Origin of the sequence: Streptomyces lanatus (assembly GCF_014655715.1) — a bacterium.
Taxonomy (GTDB): domain Bacteria; phylum Actinomycetota; class Actinomycetes; order Streptomycetales; family Streptomycetaceae; genus Streptomyces; species Streptomyces lanatus.
Genome location: NZ_BNBM01000013.1, coordinates 155,854 through 170,246, shown reverse-complemented (window position 1 = coordinate 170,246; position 14,393 = coordinate 155,854). Strand labels below are relative to the sequence as shown.

Below are 14,393 nucleotides of genomic sequence, written 5' to 3'. Positions count from 1 at the left end.
GGGCGTTAGCAGGGGCTTTCCCGGTCGTTCTCGGTCGGCTGCGGGGCCCCGGAATTCTGTTGCGCCGCATCCCCAGCATCGCTCACGATTCCTGGGTGAGCACGACGGGGGAGATCGCGGGCGGCCGGAAGGGCCGCATGATCATGGCGTCCACGGGGGTGGCGCCATGAGCGCGCGACTGCGCGGTATCGCGCGGCAGACGGAAGAGATCGTGGCGGCGGGGACCTATCGCGCGCCGCGCGGCCATGAGGTGGACATCGCCGCGGCGATCGAGGCGGCCCGGGACGGCACGCGCATGTACGGCCCTGAGCCGGTGAAGGTGCCGCAGCTCCCCACCGGGGAGACGTTCTTCGAGGTCACCGGCGAGAGCAGCCTGGAGGCGGCCCGCCGCCTCGGCGCCGGCACTGCCGTACTGAACTTCTCCTCGGCCCGCAACCCGGGCGGCGGCTTCCTGAACGGCGCCCAGGCCCAGGAGGAGGCCCTGTGCCGAGCCTCCGCGCTGTACACCTGCCTGCTCGGGGTCCGCGAGTTCTACGACCACCACCGCGCCCACCGCGACGCGTTCTACACGGACCGTGTCATCCACTCACCCGGCGTGCCCGTCTTCCGCGACGACCGGGGCGGCCTGCTGGACGAGCCCTACACCGTCGGTTTCCTCACCGCCGCGGCCCCCAACGCGGGTGTCGTACGGCGTACGACACCCGAGCGCACCGGCGAGCTGCCGCGGGCCCTCGCCGTCCGCGCCGAGCGAGTGCTGGAGACGGTCGCCGCGCACGGGTACCGGCGGCTGGTGCTGGGCGCTTGGGGGTGCGGCGTGTTCCAGAACGACCCGGTGCAGGTGGCGGGGGCGTTCCGGGAGTTGCTCGGGACCGGCGGACGGTTCGCCGGGGCCTTCGAGCAGGTGACGTTCGGGATCCTGGACCGCACGCCCGACAGCCCGGTGCGAGCCGCGTTCGTACGGGCCTTTCCGTCGCGTCAGGTCCAGCCGTAGCGCTCGTGGAGCCGCTGCCTGACCAGGTTGAACCGCCCCCGGTCCAGCGCGCACGCCTCCCGGCGCATGCCCTGCTCGTGCAGCCGCAGGATGCGGTCCACGTCGACCCAGGAGTCGCGGCCCGACTTGTCCCACGGCCCGCTGCCGATGGCGACCCACTCACGGTCCCCGTCGTGCCGCTTGCTGGACAGCTGCACGGCGAGGAAGGTATCGCCCTTCTCGCGGGCGACGACGAGCACCGGGCGGTCCTTGCCCCGTCCGTCGTTCTCCTCAAAGGGGACCCAGGTCCAGACGATCTCGCCGGGATCGGGGTCGCCGTCGTGCGCGGGGGAGTACTCGGTGCGCACCTTGCCGACGGCGCGCGGGTCGGCCTCGGTGGTGGCGGTGGGGCCGAAGCGGCCCGGGACGTTCTCGTCGGTGTAGGTGCTCACGGGGGCACCTTAGGGGGTGCCCCCGTGAGCACCGTGTGAGGGGCTACTTGTCGTCCATCGGCACTTTCTGGACCAGCCCGTTGAGCTGCGAGCCGTCCTCCGGTGCCTGCCCGTTCTTCTGCATCGACGCCAGCAGCTGACGCGCGAGACCCAGCCCCGTACCGCCCATGGTGAGTGCCTTGGCGAACATGTCCGCCATGCCGTCGGCGCCGTTGAGCACCACCATGTTGTCGACGTTGCCGAACGCGGACGCGCCGGCCTGGACGATCTCTGGCCAGTTCTCGGCGAGTTGCTGGGCGACGACCGCTTCCTGGTTCTCGGCGAGGGCGGCGGCACGGGCCTTGATGGCCTCCGCCTCCGCGAGCCCCTTGGCCTTGGTCGCCTCGGCGTCCGCGAGACCCCTGGCCTGGGCGGCGGCGGCCTCTGCCTCACCGGTGGCACGGGTGGCGGCAGCCGTCGCCGTGCCGCGCGTCTTGGTCGCCTCGGCCTCGGCGCCGGCGGCCGTCTTGACCCGGGTCGCCTCGGCGGCGGCCGCCAGTTCCGTCTCCTTCGCCTTGGCCTGCGCCGCCGAGATCCGCACGTCGCGCTCGGCCTCGGCCAGTGTCCGCTTCTCGTAGGCCTTCGCGTCGGCGGGCTTGCGGACATCGGCCTGGAGCTGCTGCTCACGCCGGTGCGCCTCCAGCTCAGCGACCCGCGTCTCCTGGACGACGACTTCCTGCCGGGCGGCGGCGTCCGCGAGCGGCCCCGCCTGCCGGGACTTGGCACCCGCCTTGTCGCGCTCGGCCTGATAACCGGCCTGGAGGATCTCGCTGTCCCGGGTCGCCTCCGCCATCCGCGCGTACGACTGCTGCTCGGCCTCGGTGGCCAGCCGGTTGGCCTCGGCCTGCGCGATGCGCGCGTCCCGCTGCACGGCCGCCGCATGCGGAGCGGCCAGATTCTGGATGTAACCGGTCGGGTCCTCGATCTCATGGATCTGCAGCGAGTCGACGATGAGCCCGAGCTTCTCCATCTCCGTACCGCACGCGGCCCGGGTCTGCCCGGTGAGTTTGTCCCGGTCGCGGATCATGTCCTCGACCGTCAACCCGCCGACGATGGACCGCAGATGACCGGCGAACACGTTGTGCACCCGCTCCGACATCAGCTTCTGCTGGTCCAGGAAACGGCGGGCGGCATTCGCGATCGACACGAAGTCGTCGCCCACCTTGAAGATGACCACGCCCCGCACCTTGAGCGGAATGCCCTGGTGCGTCACACAGTCCACCTGGAGTTCGGTCTCGTTGAGATCGAGCGACAGCTTGCGCACCGCCTGCACCCCGGGCAGCACCAGCGTGCCGCGCCCGGTGACGATGCGGAAGCCCATCCCCTCCTCCAGGCCCTCGGTGCGGTGCTTGGAACCGGAGATGACCAGTGCCTCATTGGGCTCGGCGACCCGCCACATCATCTTGAACAGACCGATCAGCACGAGGACCGCGACTACGGCCGCCCCCGCAACGACGCCGACAACCATCGGCATTCGCCCCCTTTGCATGGTGCCCTTTCGGCACCGAACGCATGGGAGTGTGCGCCTGTGCGGAGCGCAGGTACAGGCGTTGACGGATCCTTGTCGCAACCTTGACACACGGGTCTCTCACCTGCGGCGCGGCGAGCTCAACTGTCGTATGCCGCCTGGACGTAGACGGTGCGCGGTGGCTGGTACTCCACCACCATCACCACGGTGCCGCGCTCGATCCGCTCGCCGCCGGTGGCCGGATAGGCGAGGAAGTGCTCGGCGCCGCCGCGCACCCGCACGATCACCTCGCCGACGAGACCCGGCCCGACCGTCCCCGTGACCCGCCCCATGAGCCCGACCATCGACGCGTCGTCCATGGTCACAGAGTAGAGCCTGGAGCGCCTCAGGCCACGGGGGCGGTCACCGTCTCGCCCTGCTGCGGCGGCCACAGCTCATGCCACTTGAGCTCCGACTCCAGCTGCGCGGCGAGCGAGATCAGCAGCGGCTCGCTGTTCGCAGGTCCGAGCAACTGCCCGCCCACGGGCAGCCCGTCCACGAATCCGGCGGGCACATTGACGCCCGGCCAGCCCAGCACGTTCCACGGCCAGGCGTAGGGACAGGCGGCGATCATCGCCCGGTCCGTGGCGAACCCGCCGAGGCCGAGCAGCGCGCCGATCCGGGGCGGGGGAGCGGCCGTCGTGGGCGCGAGGACGATGTCGTACGACTCGTAGAACCTGCCGATACGGCGGTGCAGGACCGATTCCGCGCGCCGGGCCGCCCGCAACGGTGCGCCGCCGAGGAGATGGCCGAGTCGGGCGGCGCTGCGGGTGCGCGGGTCGAGCAGGGCGGGGGAGGGCACCTCGTCGGCCCACTCGGCGATTCCGGCCGTCGCGCGCGGGACGAAGGCCAGCCCGATCTGGCCGTACGGCGGATCGGCCTCCTCGACGTGATGCCCCAACGCGCTGAGTTTCTCGGCGAGTTGGACGATCCTCGCCCGCAGCCCGGGATCCAGTCGGGCGGGCAGGGCGGTGAACGGCGGCTTGAGGGAGAGCGCGATGCGCAGTCGGCCGGGTTCGCGGGCGACGGCCTCGGAGGCGTCGATCGCGGGCGGCCGGTGCGGGTCGAGTTCATGGTTGCCGGCGGCGGCGTCCAGCAGGAGGGCGGCGTCGGCGACCGTACGGGCGAGGGTGCCGTTGACGGTGATGCCCTTGAAGGACTCGCCGCGCGGCCAGGTGGAGATGCGGCCGCGCTGCGGCTTGATGCCGATGAGATGGGTCCAGGACGCGGGGATCCGCACCGAGCCTGCGCCGTCCGAGCCCAGCGCGGCGGGGACGAGCCCTGCGGCGACGGCGGCGGCCGAACCGCCGGACGAGCCGCCCGGGGTGTGGTCCCGGTGCCAGGGGTTGCGCGTCGCGCCGAAGGCGGGGCCCTCGGTGAACGGCCACTGCCCCAGCTCGCAGGTGTTGGTCTTGCCGACGATCACCGCCCCGGCCGCGCGCAGTCGCCGTACCGCCTCACCGTCCTCGGCGACCGGCGGGAACTCCCCGCGGCAGCCGAACGCGGTCGGCTCGCCCGCCACGTTCATGTCGTCCTTCACCGCGACCGGCACACCGAGCAGCGGCAGGCGCACCCCGGCCGCGAGCTGCCGGTCCGCGTCCGCCGCCTCGGCGAGGGCGGCTTCCGTACGGACCACCCGGAAGGCGTTGAGGGACTCCTGAGTCGCCTCGATCCGCGCGAGCGCCTCGGTGACGAGGGACTGCGACGTCACCTCCCCGTCGGCCAGCGCACGGGCGGACTCGGCGAGGCCTACGGCACGGTCGGGCGTCATACGGGGCACCTCCGGAACTCCGGGACGACGTTCTCTACCGAACGGTAACCTCAGGTGGGTCGGGGCGGAATGTTTTCGACCGGTGCGGCTCCGAGGTTCACCACAGGTTTCTCCCAGGTCCCTCTTCCTCCTGCGCAAACCATTGACGCACCCAGACCCCACCTCTACCTTCTGATCGAATTTCCGAACCACGTTCGAAATTGCGAACGCAAGGAATGTGGGATTCGGAGTCCCTTGAACCGTAGGGAGAGCCGCACGTGACCCGACGTCACCCCACCCCGTCCCGCCGCACCCTGCTGCGCGCGATGGCCGCCCTGCCGGCCTCGGCACTGATCCTGGGCGAGGCCCCGGGCCTGCTCGGCACCGCGCTGGCCGCCGCACCGCCCAGCGGCTCGGCCACCCGCTACTCGATCGTGCCGTTCCTGAACAGCAACGACGGGACCGTGAACGTCTATCAGTCGGACGACGCCACCGACTTCCGTCTGGTCCAGGCCTCCGCCTACACCCCGCCGAGCAACCGCATCCGCGACGCGGCCATTTTCAAGCACACCAACGGCTACTACTACATCACCTACACGACCCACACCTGGCAGGACACCAGCACCACGATCGGCTTCGCACGCAGCACCGACCGGGTCAACTGGAGCTTCCTGTACGACTACACCGTCCCGATCGCCAATCTGTCCCGCGCCTGGGCGCCGGAGTGGTTCGTCGACAGCGACGGCAGCGTCAATGTGATCGTGTCGTGCTCGACCACCAACGACGAGTGGATCTTCACGCCGTATCTGCTGAAGGCGACCAACTCCGCTCTGACGGCGTGGAGTTCACCGGTCGCCCTGTCCGGCATCGGCGCCAACCACATCGACACGTACATCGTGAGGAACGGCTCGACCTACCACGCCTTCACCAAGAACGAGACGACGAAGTACATCGAGTACGCGACGGCGTCCTCCCTCGCGGGCCCCTACACGATCTCCAGGACCGGCAACTGGGCCGGCTGGGGCAGCTACCGCGAGGGACCGTCCGTGATCCAGCTCGACAACGGCGGCTGGCGGATCTTCTTCGACGGCTACGGCGACGGCACCTACTACTACAGCGACAGCTACGACACCTTCGCCACCTGGTCCGCCCCGGCCGCGCTGCCCGTCGTCTCCGGCACGGCCCGCCACTTCACGGTCATCAAGGAGACCGTCTCGGGCGGCCCGGCCCTGGCGAAGAACGCCACCCGGTCCTTCCAGTCGGGCAACTACACCACCCGCTACTGGCAGAACCAGTCCAACCTGCTCAACCTCCCGGTGGTGAGCGGCTCCAGCACCGCCGCCGACAAGCAGGCCGCCACCTTCACGGTCGTGGCCGGCCTCGCGGACGGCAACGGCTACTCCTCCCGGGACTCGTCCGGCAGGTACCTGCGCCACTGGGACTTCCGGGCCCGCTTCGACACCAACGACGGCACGTCGACCTTCGCCAAGGACGCCACGTTCGTCGCCCGCACGGGCACCCCCAGCGGCTCGATCCGCTTCGAGTCGTACAACTACCCCGGGTACTACCTGCGGCACTACGACTACCAGCTGAGGGTGGACCGCACGGACGGGACGGACCTGTTCCGGCGGGACAGCTCGTTCGTGCCGGTGACGGCCTGGGCCTGAGCTGTCCCCGGGATTCACTGGAACGCGGGGACGACCTCCTTGATGAACAGTTCCAGGGACTTGCGCTTCTCCTCGTGCGGCAGGCTGTTGTCGATCCAGAAGCTGTACTCGTCGACGCCGAGTTCCTGGTAGGCGCGTAGCCGCTCGATGACCTCGACCGGGGTTCCGATCATCGCCGTCCTGTGCAGCGACTCGGGCCGGAACTCCGGCCGGTCCTCGAACTTCGCCTCCGGACTGGGGGCGAGGAAGCCGTTCTGAGGCGTGGCCTTGTTGCCGAACCAGGCGTCGAAGGTCCGGTAGAACCGGTTGATGGCCTCCGCGGCCGGGCGCCAGCCGTCGGGCTCGTCGGGGGAGTGGATGTGCGTGTGCCGGAGCACCATCAGGTCGGGGCGCGGCACCTCGGGATGGTTCGCCACAGCGGTGTCGAACTTCCGCTTGAGGTCGACGACTTCCTCGTCGCCCTTCATCAGCGGCGTGACCATGACGTTGCAGCCCTGGGCCACGGCGAAGTCGTGCGAGGCGGGGTCGCGTGCGGCGATCCACATGGGCGGGGTGGGCCGCTGCACCGGCTTGGGCACACTGGTCGAGGTCGGGAACTGCCAGATCTCGCCGTCATGGGCGTAGTCGCCCTGCCAGAGCGCCCGGACGGCCGGGACGAGCTCGCGCAGGTGCTTGCCTCCGTCGGCGGCCGGCAGGCCGCCCGCCAGCCGGTCGAACTCGAACTGGTAGGCACCGCGGGCGAGTCCGACCTCCATCCGGCCGTTGCTGATCACGTCCAGCAGCGCGCATTCACCGGCGACCCTGAGCGGGTGCCAGAACGGGGCGATGATGGTCCCCGCGCCCAGCCGTACGGTCGAGGTCTTCGCGGCCAGATGGGCGAGAAGGGGCATCGGACTCGGGGAGATCGTGTACTCCATCGCGTGGTGCTCACCGATCCACACGGTGCCGAATCCACCGGCCTCGGCCATCAGGGCCAGCTCGGAGAGGTTCTCGAAGAGCTGGCGGTGGCTGATCTCCTCGTCCCAGCGCTCCATGTGCACGAACAACGAAAACCTCATGACTGCTCCTTGCTTGACGCGATGGTCACGGGGACGGCGAAGGGGAGGGCGACCTGGGGCATGTCAGCTCCGCATCGTGAACGGGTCGGCCACGGGCTCCTCGCTCGTGTTGATCCAGACGCTCTTGAGCCGCGTGTACTCCCGAATCGTCTCGGTGCCGTGTTCCACGCCGACGCCGCTGGTCTTGAAGCCCTGGCGTGGTGACATCGGGGACATGGCCCGGTAGGTGTTGACCCAGACGGTTCCGGCGTCCAGACGGGCCGCCATGCGGTGGGCCCGGGAGAGGCTCGTGGTCCACACACCGGCCGCGAGCCCGTACTCGGTGTCGTTCGCCAGCCGTACGACCTCCTCCTCGCTGTCGAACGGCATGACGGCGAGGACGGGACCGAAGATCTCCTCGCGTACGACGCGCATGTCGTTGTGGACGTCCACGAGGACCGTCGGCTCGTAGAACCAGCCGCCGAGGCCGCCGCCGTCGGTGGCCCGGCCGCCGGTGAGGACCCGGGCGCCCTCGCCACGACCGAGGTCGACATACCCGGCCACCTTCTCGCGCTGGTCCTCGAAGGCCAGCGGACCGAGCTCCGTCTTCTCGTCCAGGGGGTCGCCGATGCGGATGGTCCGGGCGCGCTCGGTGACCCGCTCCAGCAGCTCGTCGTAGACGGACCGGTGCGCGAACACCCGGCTGCCCGCGATACAGGTCTGCCCGGCCGCGGCGAAGATGCCGGCGACGACGCCCATCGCGGCGTTCGGGATGTTCGCGTCGCCGAAGACGATGTTGGGCGACTTGCCGCCGAGTTCGAGCGTGGAGCCGATGAAACGGCCGGCGGTCGCCGAGGCGATGCGCGCACCGGTGGCGGTGCTGCCGGTGAACGAGATCTTCGCGAGGTCGCGATGGTCGACCAGCGCCTGCCCGGCCTCGGCACCGAACCCGGTGACGACGTTCACCGCACCCGGTGGAAAGCCTGCTTCCAGAGCCAGTTCGGCGAGCCTGAGCACCGTCGCCGAGGTGTATTCCGAGGGCTTGATCACGACGGTGTTCCCGGCGCAGAGCGCGGGCGCCAGCTTGCTGCTGGTCAGCGTCAGCGGGGAGTTCCAGGGCGTGATCGCCCCGACCACGCCCAGGGGCTCGCGGGCCGTGTAGTTGAGCACCTGCCGGTCGGAGGTGGGGATGAAGTCGCCGTGGATCTTGTCGGCCAGTCCGGCGTAGTAGTGGTAGTACTCCGGCAGGGTCGCCAGCTGCCCGCGCATCTCGCGCAGCAGCTTGCCGTTGTCCCGTGTCTCCATCCGGGCCAGGTCCTCGGCGTTCTCCGCGATCAGGTCCCCGAGGCGGCGCAGCAGATGTCCGCGGCGCGTCTGGCTGAGGTCCCGCCAGCGCGGGTCCTCGAACGCCTCCCTCGCGGCGGCCACGGCTCGCGCCACGTCGGTGGCGTTGCCGCGTGCCGCCCGGTAGAGCACCTCGCGTGTGGCCGGGTTGGTGCTCTCGACGTACTGGCCCGACGCCGGCTCGACCCATGTTCCGCCGATGAAGTGCTGCCACGTGGTGAGTTCAGACATGTGCGCGCTCTCCGATGAAGGTGGTGAGGGAGTCGACGAACGCCTCGGGGCGCTCGACGGGCAGCATGTGACGTGCCTCGGGGATGATCACCGCCCGGCAGTCGGGAAGGGCCGCGGCGAGCCGGTGGGTCATCTCGGGGGTGGACCCGGGATCGTCCTCGCCCGTCACCGCCAGCGCGGGTACGGCGATGCCGGCCAGCTGCGGCGCGAGTTCCGCGTCCGCAGTGGCGAACACCCGGTAGCAGTTCAGGAACGACCCGACGTCGTTGGCGAGCAACGTCGTCTTGGTACGGGCCACTTGGCGGGGATCGACGTCGGTGCCGGCGTACCACCGCTCCAGGGACGCGGTCGCACTCGCAGTGAAGTCGGCCTCCGCGGTGCGCAGCCGGTCGAGTACGGACGTCCGCTCCCCGGCCGTACGCGCGCACACCGAGCTGACCGAGGTCAGCGTGGCCACCAGCTCCGGGCGGTGCAGCGCGATGTGCTGGGCGACCAGCGCGCCCAGCGAGAACCCGACCAGATGCGAGCCGGCCGGAATCCCGTCGACCAGCCCGGCGGCCAGCTCCGCGAGCGTCACCCCGTCCCGCACCGGCGGCCGGGAACCGTGGCCCGGCAGGTCGGGGGCGAGCACCGTGAATCGATCGGCCAGCAGCGCGGCGGCGGGCTCCCACATGGTGTGGTCGAGCCCGACGCCGTGCAGCAGCACCACGGTGGGCTTGGTCATGGACACCTACTGCTCGGTCGAGAGCGGTGCCAGCCGCTGCTGGGGGCGCCCCTGGGAGGCCGCGGCCAGCGCGATGACGATCTCGTTCGGGTGGGGGGCGTCGCTGATCCGGACCTCGAAGGACTGGTGGTGCGAGCGGATCGTCGCGTCGGTGATGTGCTTCAGGGGGATGTCGAAGACGACGCCGGCGGGTCCGCGCTTCTCGACGGCGGGCAGCAGGGTGGTGGCGTCCGCCGCCTTGCGGAAGTGGTCGCCGAACTTGAGCGTGTGGATCAGGGCCGAGCCGTGCTCGATCTCGCCGTCCAGGCCGACGATCGCCGCCTTGCCGTACGCCTCGGCGGGCTCCTCCAGGGCGTCGAGCACCGCCGGGGCCAGCAGCGCGCCGACATCGGAGGCGTGGGCGTCGATGCCGGGATTGAGGTCCTCCACGAAGCCCTGCCCGGACCACGGGTTCTCGATCACCGCCGCGACGACGGCGACACGGGCGGGGCGATCGACCGTGCGACCACCCTCGCTGCGGATCTCTTCGACAACGGTCACGATCTTGCGGATCTTCATGAGGGAACTGTCTCCAGGGTCTCGGCGGTGACGACGGGGTCGGTCATACGGTCCCCGATGCGGGGGTGCGGACGCGGCCCCGTCGACGCGGCCGCGATGACGACGATCTCGTCCGCACGCGGCGCGTCGGAGACGCGGGCACTGATGGTCTGGTAATGGCTGCGCGTCGATGCCCGGGTCTTGTGCCAGAGCGGCACGATCAGCGTCTCACCGGCCTCGGTACGGGAGTCGGCGAAGCAGATGACCGACTCGCCCTGGAGGAACTCCCGCATCAGATTGCCGAAGTACGGAGTGTGGATGAGGGCACCGGCGTGCTCGATCTCGCCCGCCGTACCGACCATCGCGGCCTTGCCGAACGACTCGATCTCGTCCGCGCCGCCCAGGGAGGCGATGAGCCGGTCGGTCAGCAGCCTCGCGAGCACCGGCGCGACACGGCCCTGCTCCGCCGACAGATCGGCCGAAGGACCCGTACCCACCCAGGGGTTCCGGATGACCGCGGCGACACTGGCCCGCCGCGCGGGCCGAGCGGGTGCCTCGCCCGCCTCGGTGAGGGCGACATCGCGATAGAGCACGAGCTTCCGGAGACCGATGCTCTCGTCGAGGTGATCTATGCGCTCTTGCATGGCACAGGACGATAGGCATCCCACCTGATGACGGTCAAGGGGGTGGGCGGGCAGGCTTTCCCGTGTGCCGCCCAGGTGGGCTGCGGGATGGGTCGTAGGCCTCTGAGCTGTGGATATTGATGGCACCCGGTGCCGGATGTGATTAGACGTGACCGAACTCTTGACGCTCCATCTGTGCCATGCCTTACTGCTGCTTGCATGCCAGGGCGGGTGGCGTGCAGGCCCTGCGGACTCTAGGAGCTACATGTCCAGAAACCTTCGAACCGGTACGGAAGCGACACCGCCGGGCATCGATGAAGAAACCGCGATGAACGGTGAGGCCGAGAGCCGTGGCGGCGGCAGGCTCGGTTCCGTTTTCTGGACCTCGCTCGGTGTCTCCGCCCTCTTCGTGGCCTGGGCGGTGCTCTTCAAGGACAACTTGAACAAGGTCACGACCAACTCGCTGAACTGGGTGACGGCCACCTTCGGCTGGAGCTATCTCGTCGTCACACTCGGCATCCTGATCTTCCTGGTGTTCCTGGCCTTCAGCCCCGCCGGCGACATCCGCCTCGGCAAGGACAGCGACCGCCCCGAGTTCTCCACGCTCAGCTGGTTCGCCATGATCCTCAGCGCGGTCATGGGCATCGGACTGGTCTCGTACGGCGTCGCCGAACCGATCTCGCACCTGGCGACCCCGCCGCACGGGCTCGCCGAGCCGAACACTCCCGCGGCGGCGGTGCGCGCCCTGCAGTACTCCTACTTCGACTGGGGCCTGCAGGCCTGGGCGATCTTCGCCGTCTTCGGTCTGGCCATCGCCTACTCCACCCACCGCAAGGGCCGGCGCACCCTGGTCAGCCAGATGTTCCGGCCGCTGCTCGGTGACCGGGTGGACGGGCCGATCGGCAAGGCGATCGACGTACTGGCCGTGTTCGCGACGCTCTTCGGGACCACGACCTCCCTCGGCCTGGGAGCCCTCCAGGTCAACAACGGCCTCGGCCGGCTGTGGGGGATGCCGGTCAACAATGTGAGCCAGGTGCTCATCATCGCCGCCGTCACCTCGATCTTCACGCTCTCGGCGGTGACCGGGGTCAGCAAGGGCATCAAGTTCCTGAGCCAGGGCAGCACGGTGCTGGCGATCGCGCTGTTCGTGTTCATGCTGATCGTCGGCCCGACCGTGTTCCTCGCGAACCTGTACATCGAGTCCGTGGGCCAGTGGGCCACCGATTTCTTCCGGATGAGCCTGCAGGGCACCGCGTTCGGCGGGCTCGAATGGATGCAGTGGTGGACCTACTTCATGATGGCCTGGTGGGTGTCCTGGGGCGCCTTCGTCGGCGTCTTCCTGGCCCGCATCTCGCGGGGCCGCACCATCCGCGGCTTCATCATGGGCGTCCTGGTCGTTCCCAGCGTGGTGTTCTTCACCTGGTTCACGGTCTTCGGCGGTACGGCGATCCATGTCGACATGTTCGAGAAGGGCGACATCGCCAAGCAGACCGCGGCCGACATCAACAGCGCGTTCTTCGCGACCCTCGACCACTTCCCCCTCGCCGGGCTCACCTCGGCGATCGCGATCATCCTCGTCGTGATGTTCTTCGTCTCCGGCGCGGACGCCAACACCTATGTGCTGTCCATGATGACCTCGGACGGATCGCTCACCCCGCGCCGTTCGGTGCTCATCCTCTGGGGCGTACTCACCGGAATCACCGCGGTCGTGCTCATGCTCGCCGGCGGACTGAACGCCCTGCAGAACACCGTCATCGTGACGTCCCTGCCGTTCCTCGTGATCATCGCCGGCCTTGCGGTGTCCTTCTGGAAGGAACTGAGCGCGGACCGGAAGGAGAAGACCGATGCCGCACACCGACACCCGGCGTGAGCTCATCGAGAAGGTCTGGGACGCGTCCTGGGGCCGGGGCGACGTCGACGCCCTCGGCACCCTGCTGAGCCCGGACTACCTCCGCCACGGCCAGGACCCCCAGCCGCAGGATCTGAACGCCTTCAAGGCGGCGATCGTCTCGACCCGGGCGGCCTTCCCGGACCTGGTCACGGCCATCGACGACCTCGTGATCGAGGGAGACAGGGTCGCGATCCGCTGGCACAGCAGCGGAACCCACGAGAACTCCCTCCTGGGGGTCCCCGCCACCAAGCGGCGCGTCGAGGTCAGCGGCGCCACGTTCGCCCGCTTCGAGGGGGACCGGATCGTGGAGGAGCACGTGACATGGGACCCCCGGGCGCTGCTCTCCGCGCTGGGCATCATCCGCGTGGGACAGGACTGACGATCAAGATGACTAGGAGCACCTCCACGATGGCGCTTGCCTCCAAGCCCGACCTCGACGTGATGAAGCAGGTCAACCGGCAGTTCGTCACCGGTGTCACCGTCGTGACCGCGTTGGATGGGGAGACCCCCAGAGGGCTGGCCGTCAACGCGTTCTCGAGCATCTCCCTGGACCCCGCCACCGTGATGGTGTGCGTCCAGCGCACCTCGTCCACCCATGACTGTCTGTTCCGGGCGAGCCATCTCGCGATCAACATCCTGTCCACGGATCAGCTCGACGTCGTCGGTGTCTTCGCGAGCAAGACCGAGGACAAGTTCAAGGACGTGGACTGGGAGAGCGGCCCGTTCGGCAGCCCGCTGATCGCCCGCAGCAGCGCGCTGATGGAGGTCGAGATCCGCGAGCGGCTCCAGGCCAGCACCCACACCGTGTTCATCTGCCGGGTCGTGCACGCGGCGGTCAGCGAGCTGCCTCCGATGGTGTACGGCGCGGGTAAGTTCTTCGACGGTGGCGCGCTCGCGCCGCTGGGATGACCCGGCCGGCGGCTCGGGAGAGGGAGGAGTGCTCGGTGAATCGCGCGCAGAGCGAACCGGGGAGCAGGTCGATTCAGGCCATGGTGATCGCCGAGATGCGTCGGCGGATCATCAAGGGCGAGATCGATCCCGGCGCCTCGCTCTCGGAGATCGCCCTCGCGGAGGAGTTCGGAGTCAGCCGTACACCGGTACGCGAAGCCCTCAAGCAGCTGCAGACCGAAGGGCTGGTCGAGATCCGGCCCCGCGTCGGCACGTTCGTCACCATCCCCTCCCGCCGTGAGATCACGGAACTCTTCGAGATGAAGGAACTCCTGGAGGGCGCGGCGGCCCGCCTCCTCGCCCGGCGCGGTCGCGTCGCGGAGATCGATCTGCTGGAGCGCAATCTGCGCGAGGCCGACGAAGCGGTCGCCCGGGACGACCGGGGGCGGTACGCGGAGCTGGTCCAGGAGTTCCACGATCTGCTCATCGCCGGGGCCGACAACAACAAGCTGGAGGCCCACTACCGGATGCTGATGAACCAGCTGGCCTACTCCAGGCTGGTGAACACCTCGCTGAGCCAGCCGGGCCGCCCCTTGCAGTCGGACCGTGAGCACCACCGCGTCCTGGAGCTGATCATCGAGAAGGACGGCGACAGCGCCGAGCAAGTGATGCGGGAACACGTCAGGGCCAGCCGGCGCGCGGTGCTGGCGGGGCTGTCCTGACGACGCGGAAG

General features: G+C 69.5%; 15 protein-coding genes. 6 read left to right on the top strand and 9 right to left on the bottom strand.

Annotation, left to right across the window (positions count from 1 at the left end):
* The first annotated feature begins 166 nt into the window (after positions 1-166).
* Positions 167-991, top strand: coding sequence for a TIGR02452 family protein (locus IE325_RS30070; RefSeq protein ID WP_190073236.1), 825 nt, complete (start codon positions 167-169; stop codon positions 989-991).
* Here IE325_RS30070 and IE325_RS30065 read toward each other — a convergent pair.
* The 4 genes from IE325_RS30065 to IE325_RS30050 form a co-directional block, all read right to left on the bottom strand.
* Positions 976-1,422, bottom strand: a complete 447-nt coding sequence (locus tag IE325_RS30065; RefSeq protein WP_190073235.1) for a type II toxin-antitoxin system PemK/MazF family toxin — start codon at positions 1,420-1,422, stop codon at positions 976-978. The genes IE325_RS30070 and IE325_RS30065 overlap by 16 nt on opposite strands.
* A 43-nt stretch (positions 1,423-1,465) precedes the next feature.
* Positions 1,466-2,935, bottom strand: a complete 1,470-nt coding sequence (locus tag IE325_RS30060; protein ID WP_190073234.1) for an SPFH domain-containing protein — start codon at positions 2,933-2,935, stop codon at positions 1,466-1,468.
* 134 nt (positions 2,936-3,069) lie between these two features.
* Entirely contained in the window at positions 3,070-3,288 is a 219-nt protein-coding gene (locus IE325_RS30055) for an NfeD C-terminal domain-containing protein (RefSeq protein WP_190073233.1), read from the bottom strand.
* Between the two features lie 26 nt (positions 3,289-3,314).
* On the bottom strand, positions 3,315-4,739 hold the full coding sequence (locus IE325_RS30050; protein WP_190073232.1) for an amidase: 1,425 nt from the start codon (positions 4,737-4,739) through the stop codon (positions 3,315-3,317).
* 257 nt (positions 4,740-4,996) lie between these two features.
* On the opposite strand from IE325_RS30050, the gene IE325_RS30045 reads away from it, so the two are divergent.
* Entirely contained in the window at positions 4,997-6,385 is a 1,389-nt protein-coding gene (locus IE325_RS30045; protein WP_190073231.1) for a glycoside hydrolase family 43 protein, read from the top strand.
* A 14-nt stretch (positions 6,386-6,399) separates the two neighbouring features.
* Here the strand turns inward: IE325_RS30045 and IE325_RS30040 are convergent, their stop codons facing one another.
* From IE325_RS30040 to IE325_RS30020, 5 genes are all read right to left on the bottom strand, one after another.
* Positions 6,400-7,443 (bottom strand): LLM class flavin-dependent oxidoreductase, encoded by a 1,044-nt coding sequence (locus IE325_RS30040; protein ID WP_190073230.1) that lies wholly within the window; start codon positions 7,441-7,443, stop codon positions 6,400-6,402.
* Between the two features lie 63 nt (positions 7,444-7,506).
* Complete coding sequence (locus IE325_RS30035) at positions 7,507-8,997, bottom strand: aldehyde dehydrogenase (protein WP_190073229.1); 1,491 nt, start codon at positions 8,995-8,997, stop codon at positions 7,507-7,509.
* Positions 8,990-9,721 carry an alpha/beta fold hydrolase gene (locus IE325_RS30030; protein WP_190073228.1) on the bottom strand — a complete coding sequence of 244 codons (732 nt, stop codon included), beginning with the start codon at positions 9,719-9,721 and terminating at the stop codon, positions 8,990-8,992. Before IE325_RS30030 ends, IE325_RS30035 begins: the two co-directional genes overlap by 8 nt.
* Before the next feature lie 6 nt (positions 9,722-9,727).
* Positions 9,728-10,279: an amino acid synthesis family protein gene (locus tag IE325_RS30025; RefSeq protein ID WP_190073227.1), complete on the bottom strand. Its 552-nt coding sequence runs from the start codon at positions 10,277-10,279 to the stop codon at positions 9,728-9,730.
* The gene (locus IE325_RS30020) at positions 10,276-10,902 is read right to left on the bottom strand and encodes an amino acid synthesis family protein (protein WP_190073226.1); all 627 of its coding nucleotides are present in this window, start codon (positions 10,900-10,902) and stop codon (positions 10,276-10,278) included. Before IE325_RS30020 ends, IE325_RS30025 begins: the two co-directional genes overlap by 4 nt.
* 307 nt (positions 10,903-11,209) lie before the next feature.
* Between IE325_RS30020 and IE325_RS30015 the strand changes: the two genes are divergently transcribed.
* Genes IE325_RS30015 through IE325_RS30000 form a run of 4 tightly spaced genes read left to right on the top strand, consistent with a single transcriptional unit; the run spans position 11,210 to position 14,382 of the window.
* A complete protein-coding gene (locus IE325_RS30015) occupies positions 11,210-12,751 on the top strand; it encodes a BCCT family transporter (protein ID WP_229912116.1) in 1,542 nt (513 codons plus the stop codon).
* Positions 12,726-13,151 carry an ester cyclase gene (locus IE325_RS30010; protein ID WP_190073224.1) on the top strand — a complete coding sequence of 142 codons (426 nt, stop codon included), beginning with the start codon at positions 12,726-12,728 and terminating at the stop codon, positions 13,149-13,151. The genes IE325_RS30015 and IE325_RS30010 overlap by 26 nt, the downstream gene beginning before the upstream one ends.
* An 8-nt stretch (positions 13,152-13,159) precedes the next feature.
* Positions 13,160-13,681: a flavin reductase family protein gene (locus IE325_RS30005; protein ID WP_190073223.1), complete on the top strand. Its 522-nt coding sequence runs from the start codon at positions 13,160-13,162 to the stop codon at positions 13,679-13,681.
* A 35-nt stretch (positions 13,682-13,716) separates the two neighbouring features.
* Positions 13,717-14,382 carry a GntR family transcriptional regulator gene (locus IE325_RS30000; RefSeq protein ID WP_373315241.1) on the top strand — a complete coding sequence of 222 codons (666 nt, stop codon included), beginning with the start codon at positions 13,717-13,719 and terminating at the stop codon, positions 14,380-14,382.
* The last annotated feature ends 11 nt before the right edge of the window (positions 14,383-14,393 follow it).

Bases quoted from the DNA above. Each gene is read 5' to 3' on its own strand.
- IE325_RS30035 (WP_190073229.1), bottom strand. From the start codon at position 8,997: ATGTCTGAACTCACCACGTGGCAGCACTTCATCGGCGGAACATGGGTC.
- IE325_RS30010 (WP_190073224.1), top strand. From the start codon at position 12,726: ATGCCGCACACCGACACCCGGCGTGAGCTCATCGAGAAGGTCTGGGAC.
- IE325_RS30015 (WP_229912116.1), top strand. From the start codon at position 11,210: ATGAACGGTGAGGCCGAGAGCCGTGGCGGCGGCAGGCTCGGTTCCGTT.
- IE325_RS30040 (WP_190073230.1), bottom strand. From the start codon at position 7,443: ATGAGGTTTTCGTTGTTCGTGCACATGGAGCGCTGGGACGAGGAGATC.
- IE325_RS30055 (WP_190073233.1), bottom strand. From the start codon at position 3,288: ATGGACGACGCGTCGATGGTCGGGCTCATGGGGCGGGTCACGGGGACG.
- IE325_RS30050 (WP_190073232.1), bottom strand. From the start codon at position 4,739: ATGACGCCCGACCGTGCCGTAGGCCTCGCCGAGTCCGCCCGTGCGCTG.
- IE325_RS30025 (WP_190073227.1), bottom strand. From the start codon at position 10,279: ATGAAGATCCGCAAGATCGTGACCGTTGTCGAAGAGATCCGCAGCGAG.
- IE325_RS30020 (WP_190073226.1), bottom strand. From the start codon at position 10,902: ATGCAAGAGCGCATAGATCACCTCGACGAGAGCATCGGTCTCCGGAAG.
- IE325_RS30070 (WP_190073236.1), top strand. From the start codon at position 167: ATGAGCGCGCGACTGCGCGGTATCGCGCGGCAGACGGAAGAGATCGTG.
- IE325_RS30030 (WP_190073228.1), bottom strand. From the start codon at position 9,721: ATGACCAAGCCCACCGTGGTGCTGCTGCACGGCGTCGGGCTCGACCAC.
- IE325_RS30005 (WP_190073223.1), top strand. From the start codon at position 13,160: ATGACTAGGAGCACCTCCACGATGGCGCTTGCCTCCAAGCCCGACCTC.
- IE325_RS30060 (WP_190073234.1), bottom strand. From the start codon at position 2,935: ATGCCGATGGTTGTCGGCGTCGTTGCGGGGGCGGCCGTAGTCGCGGTC.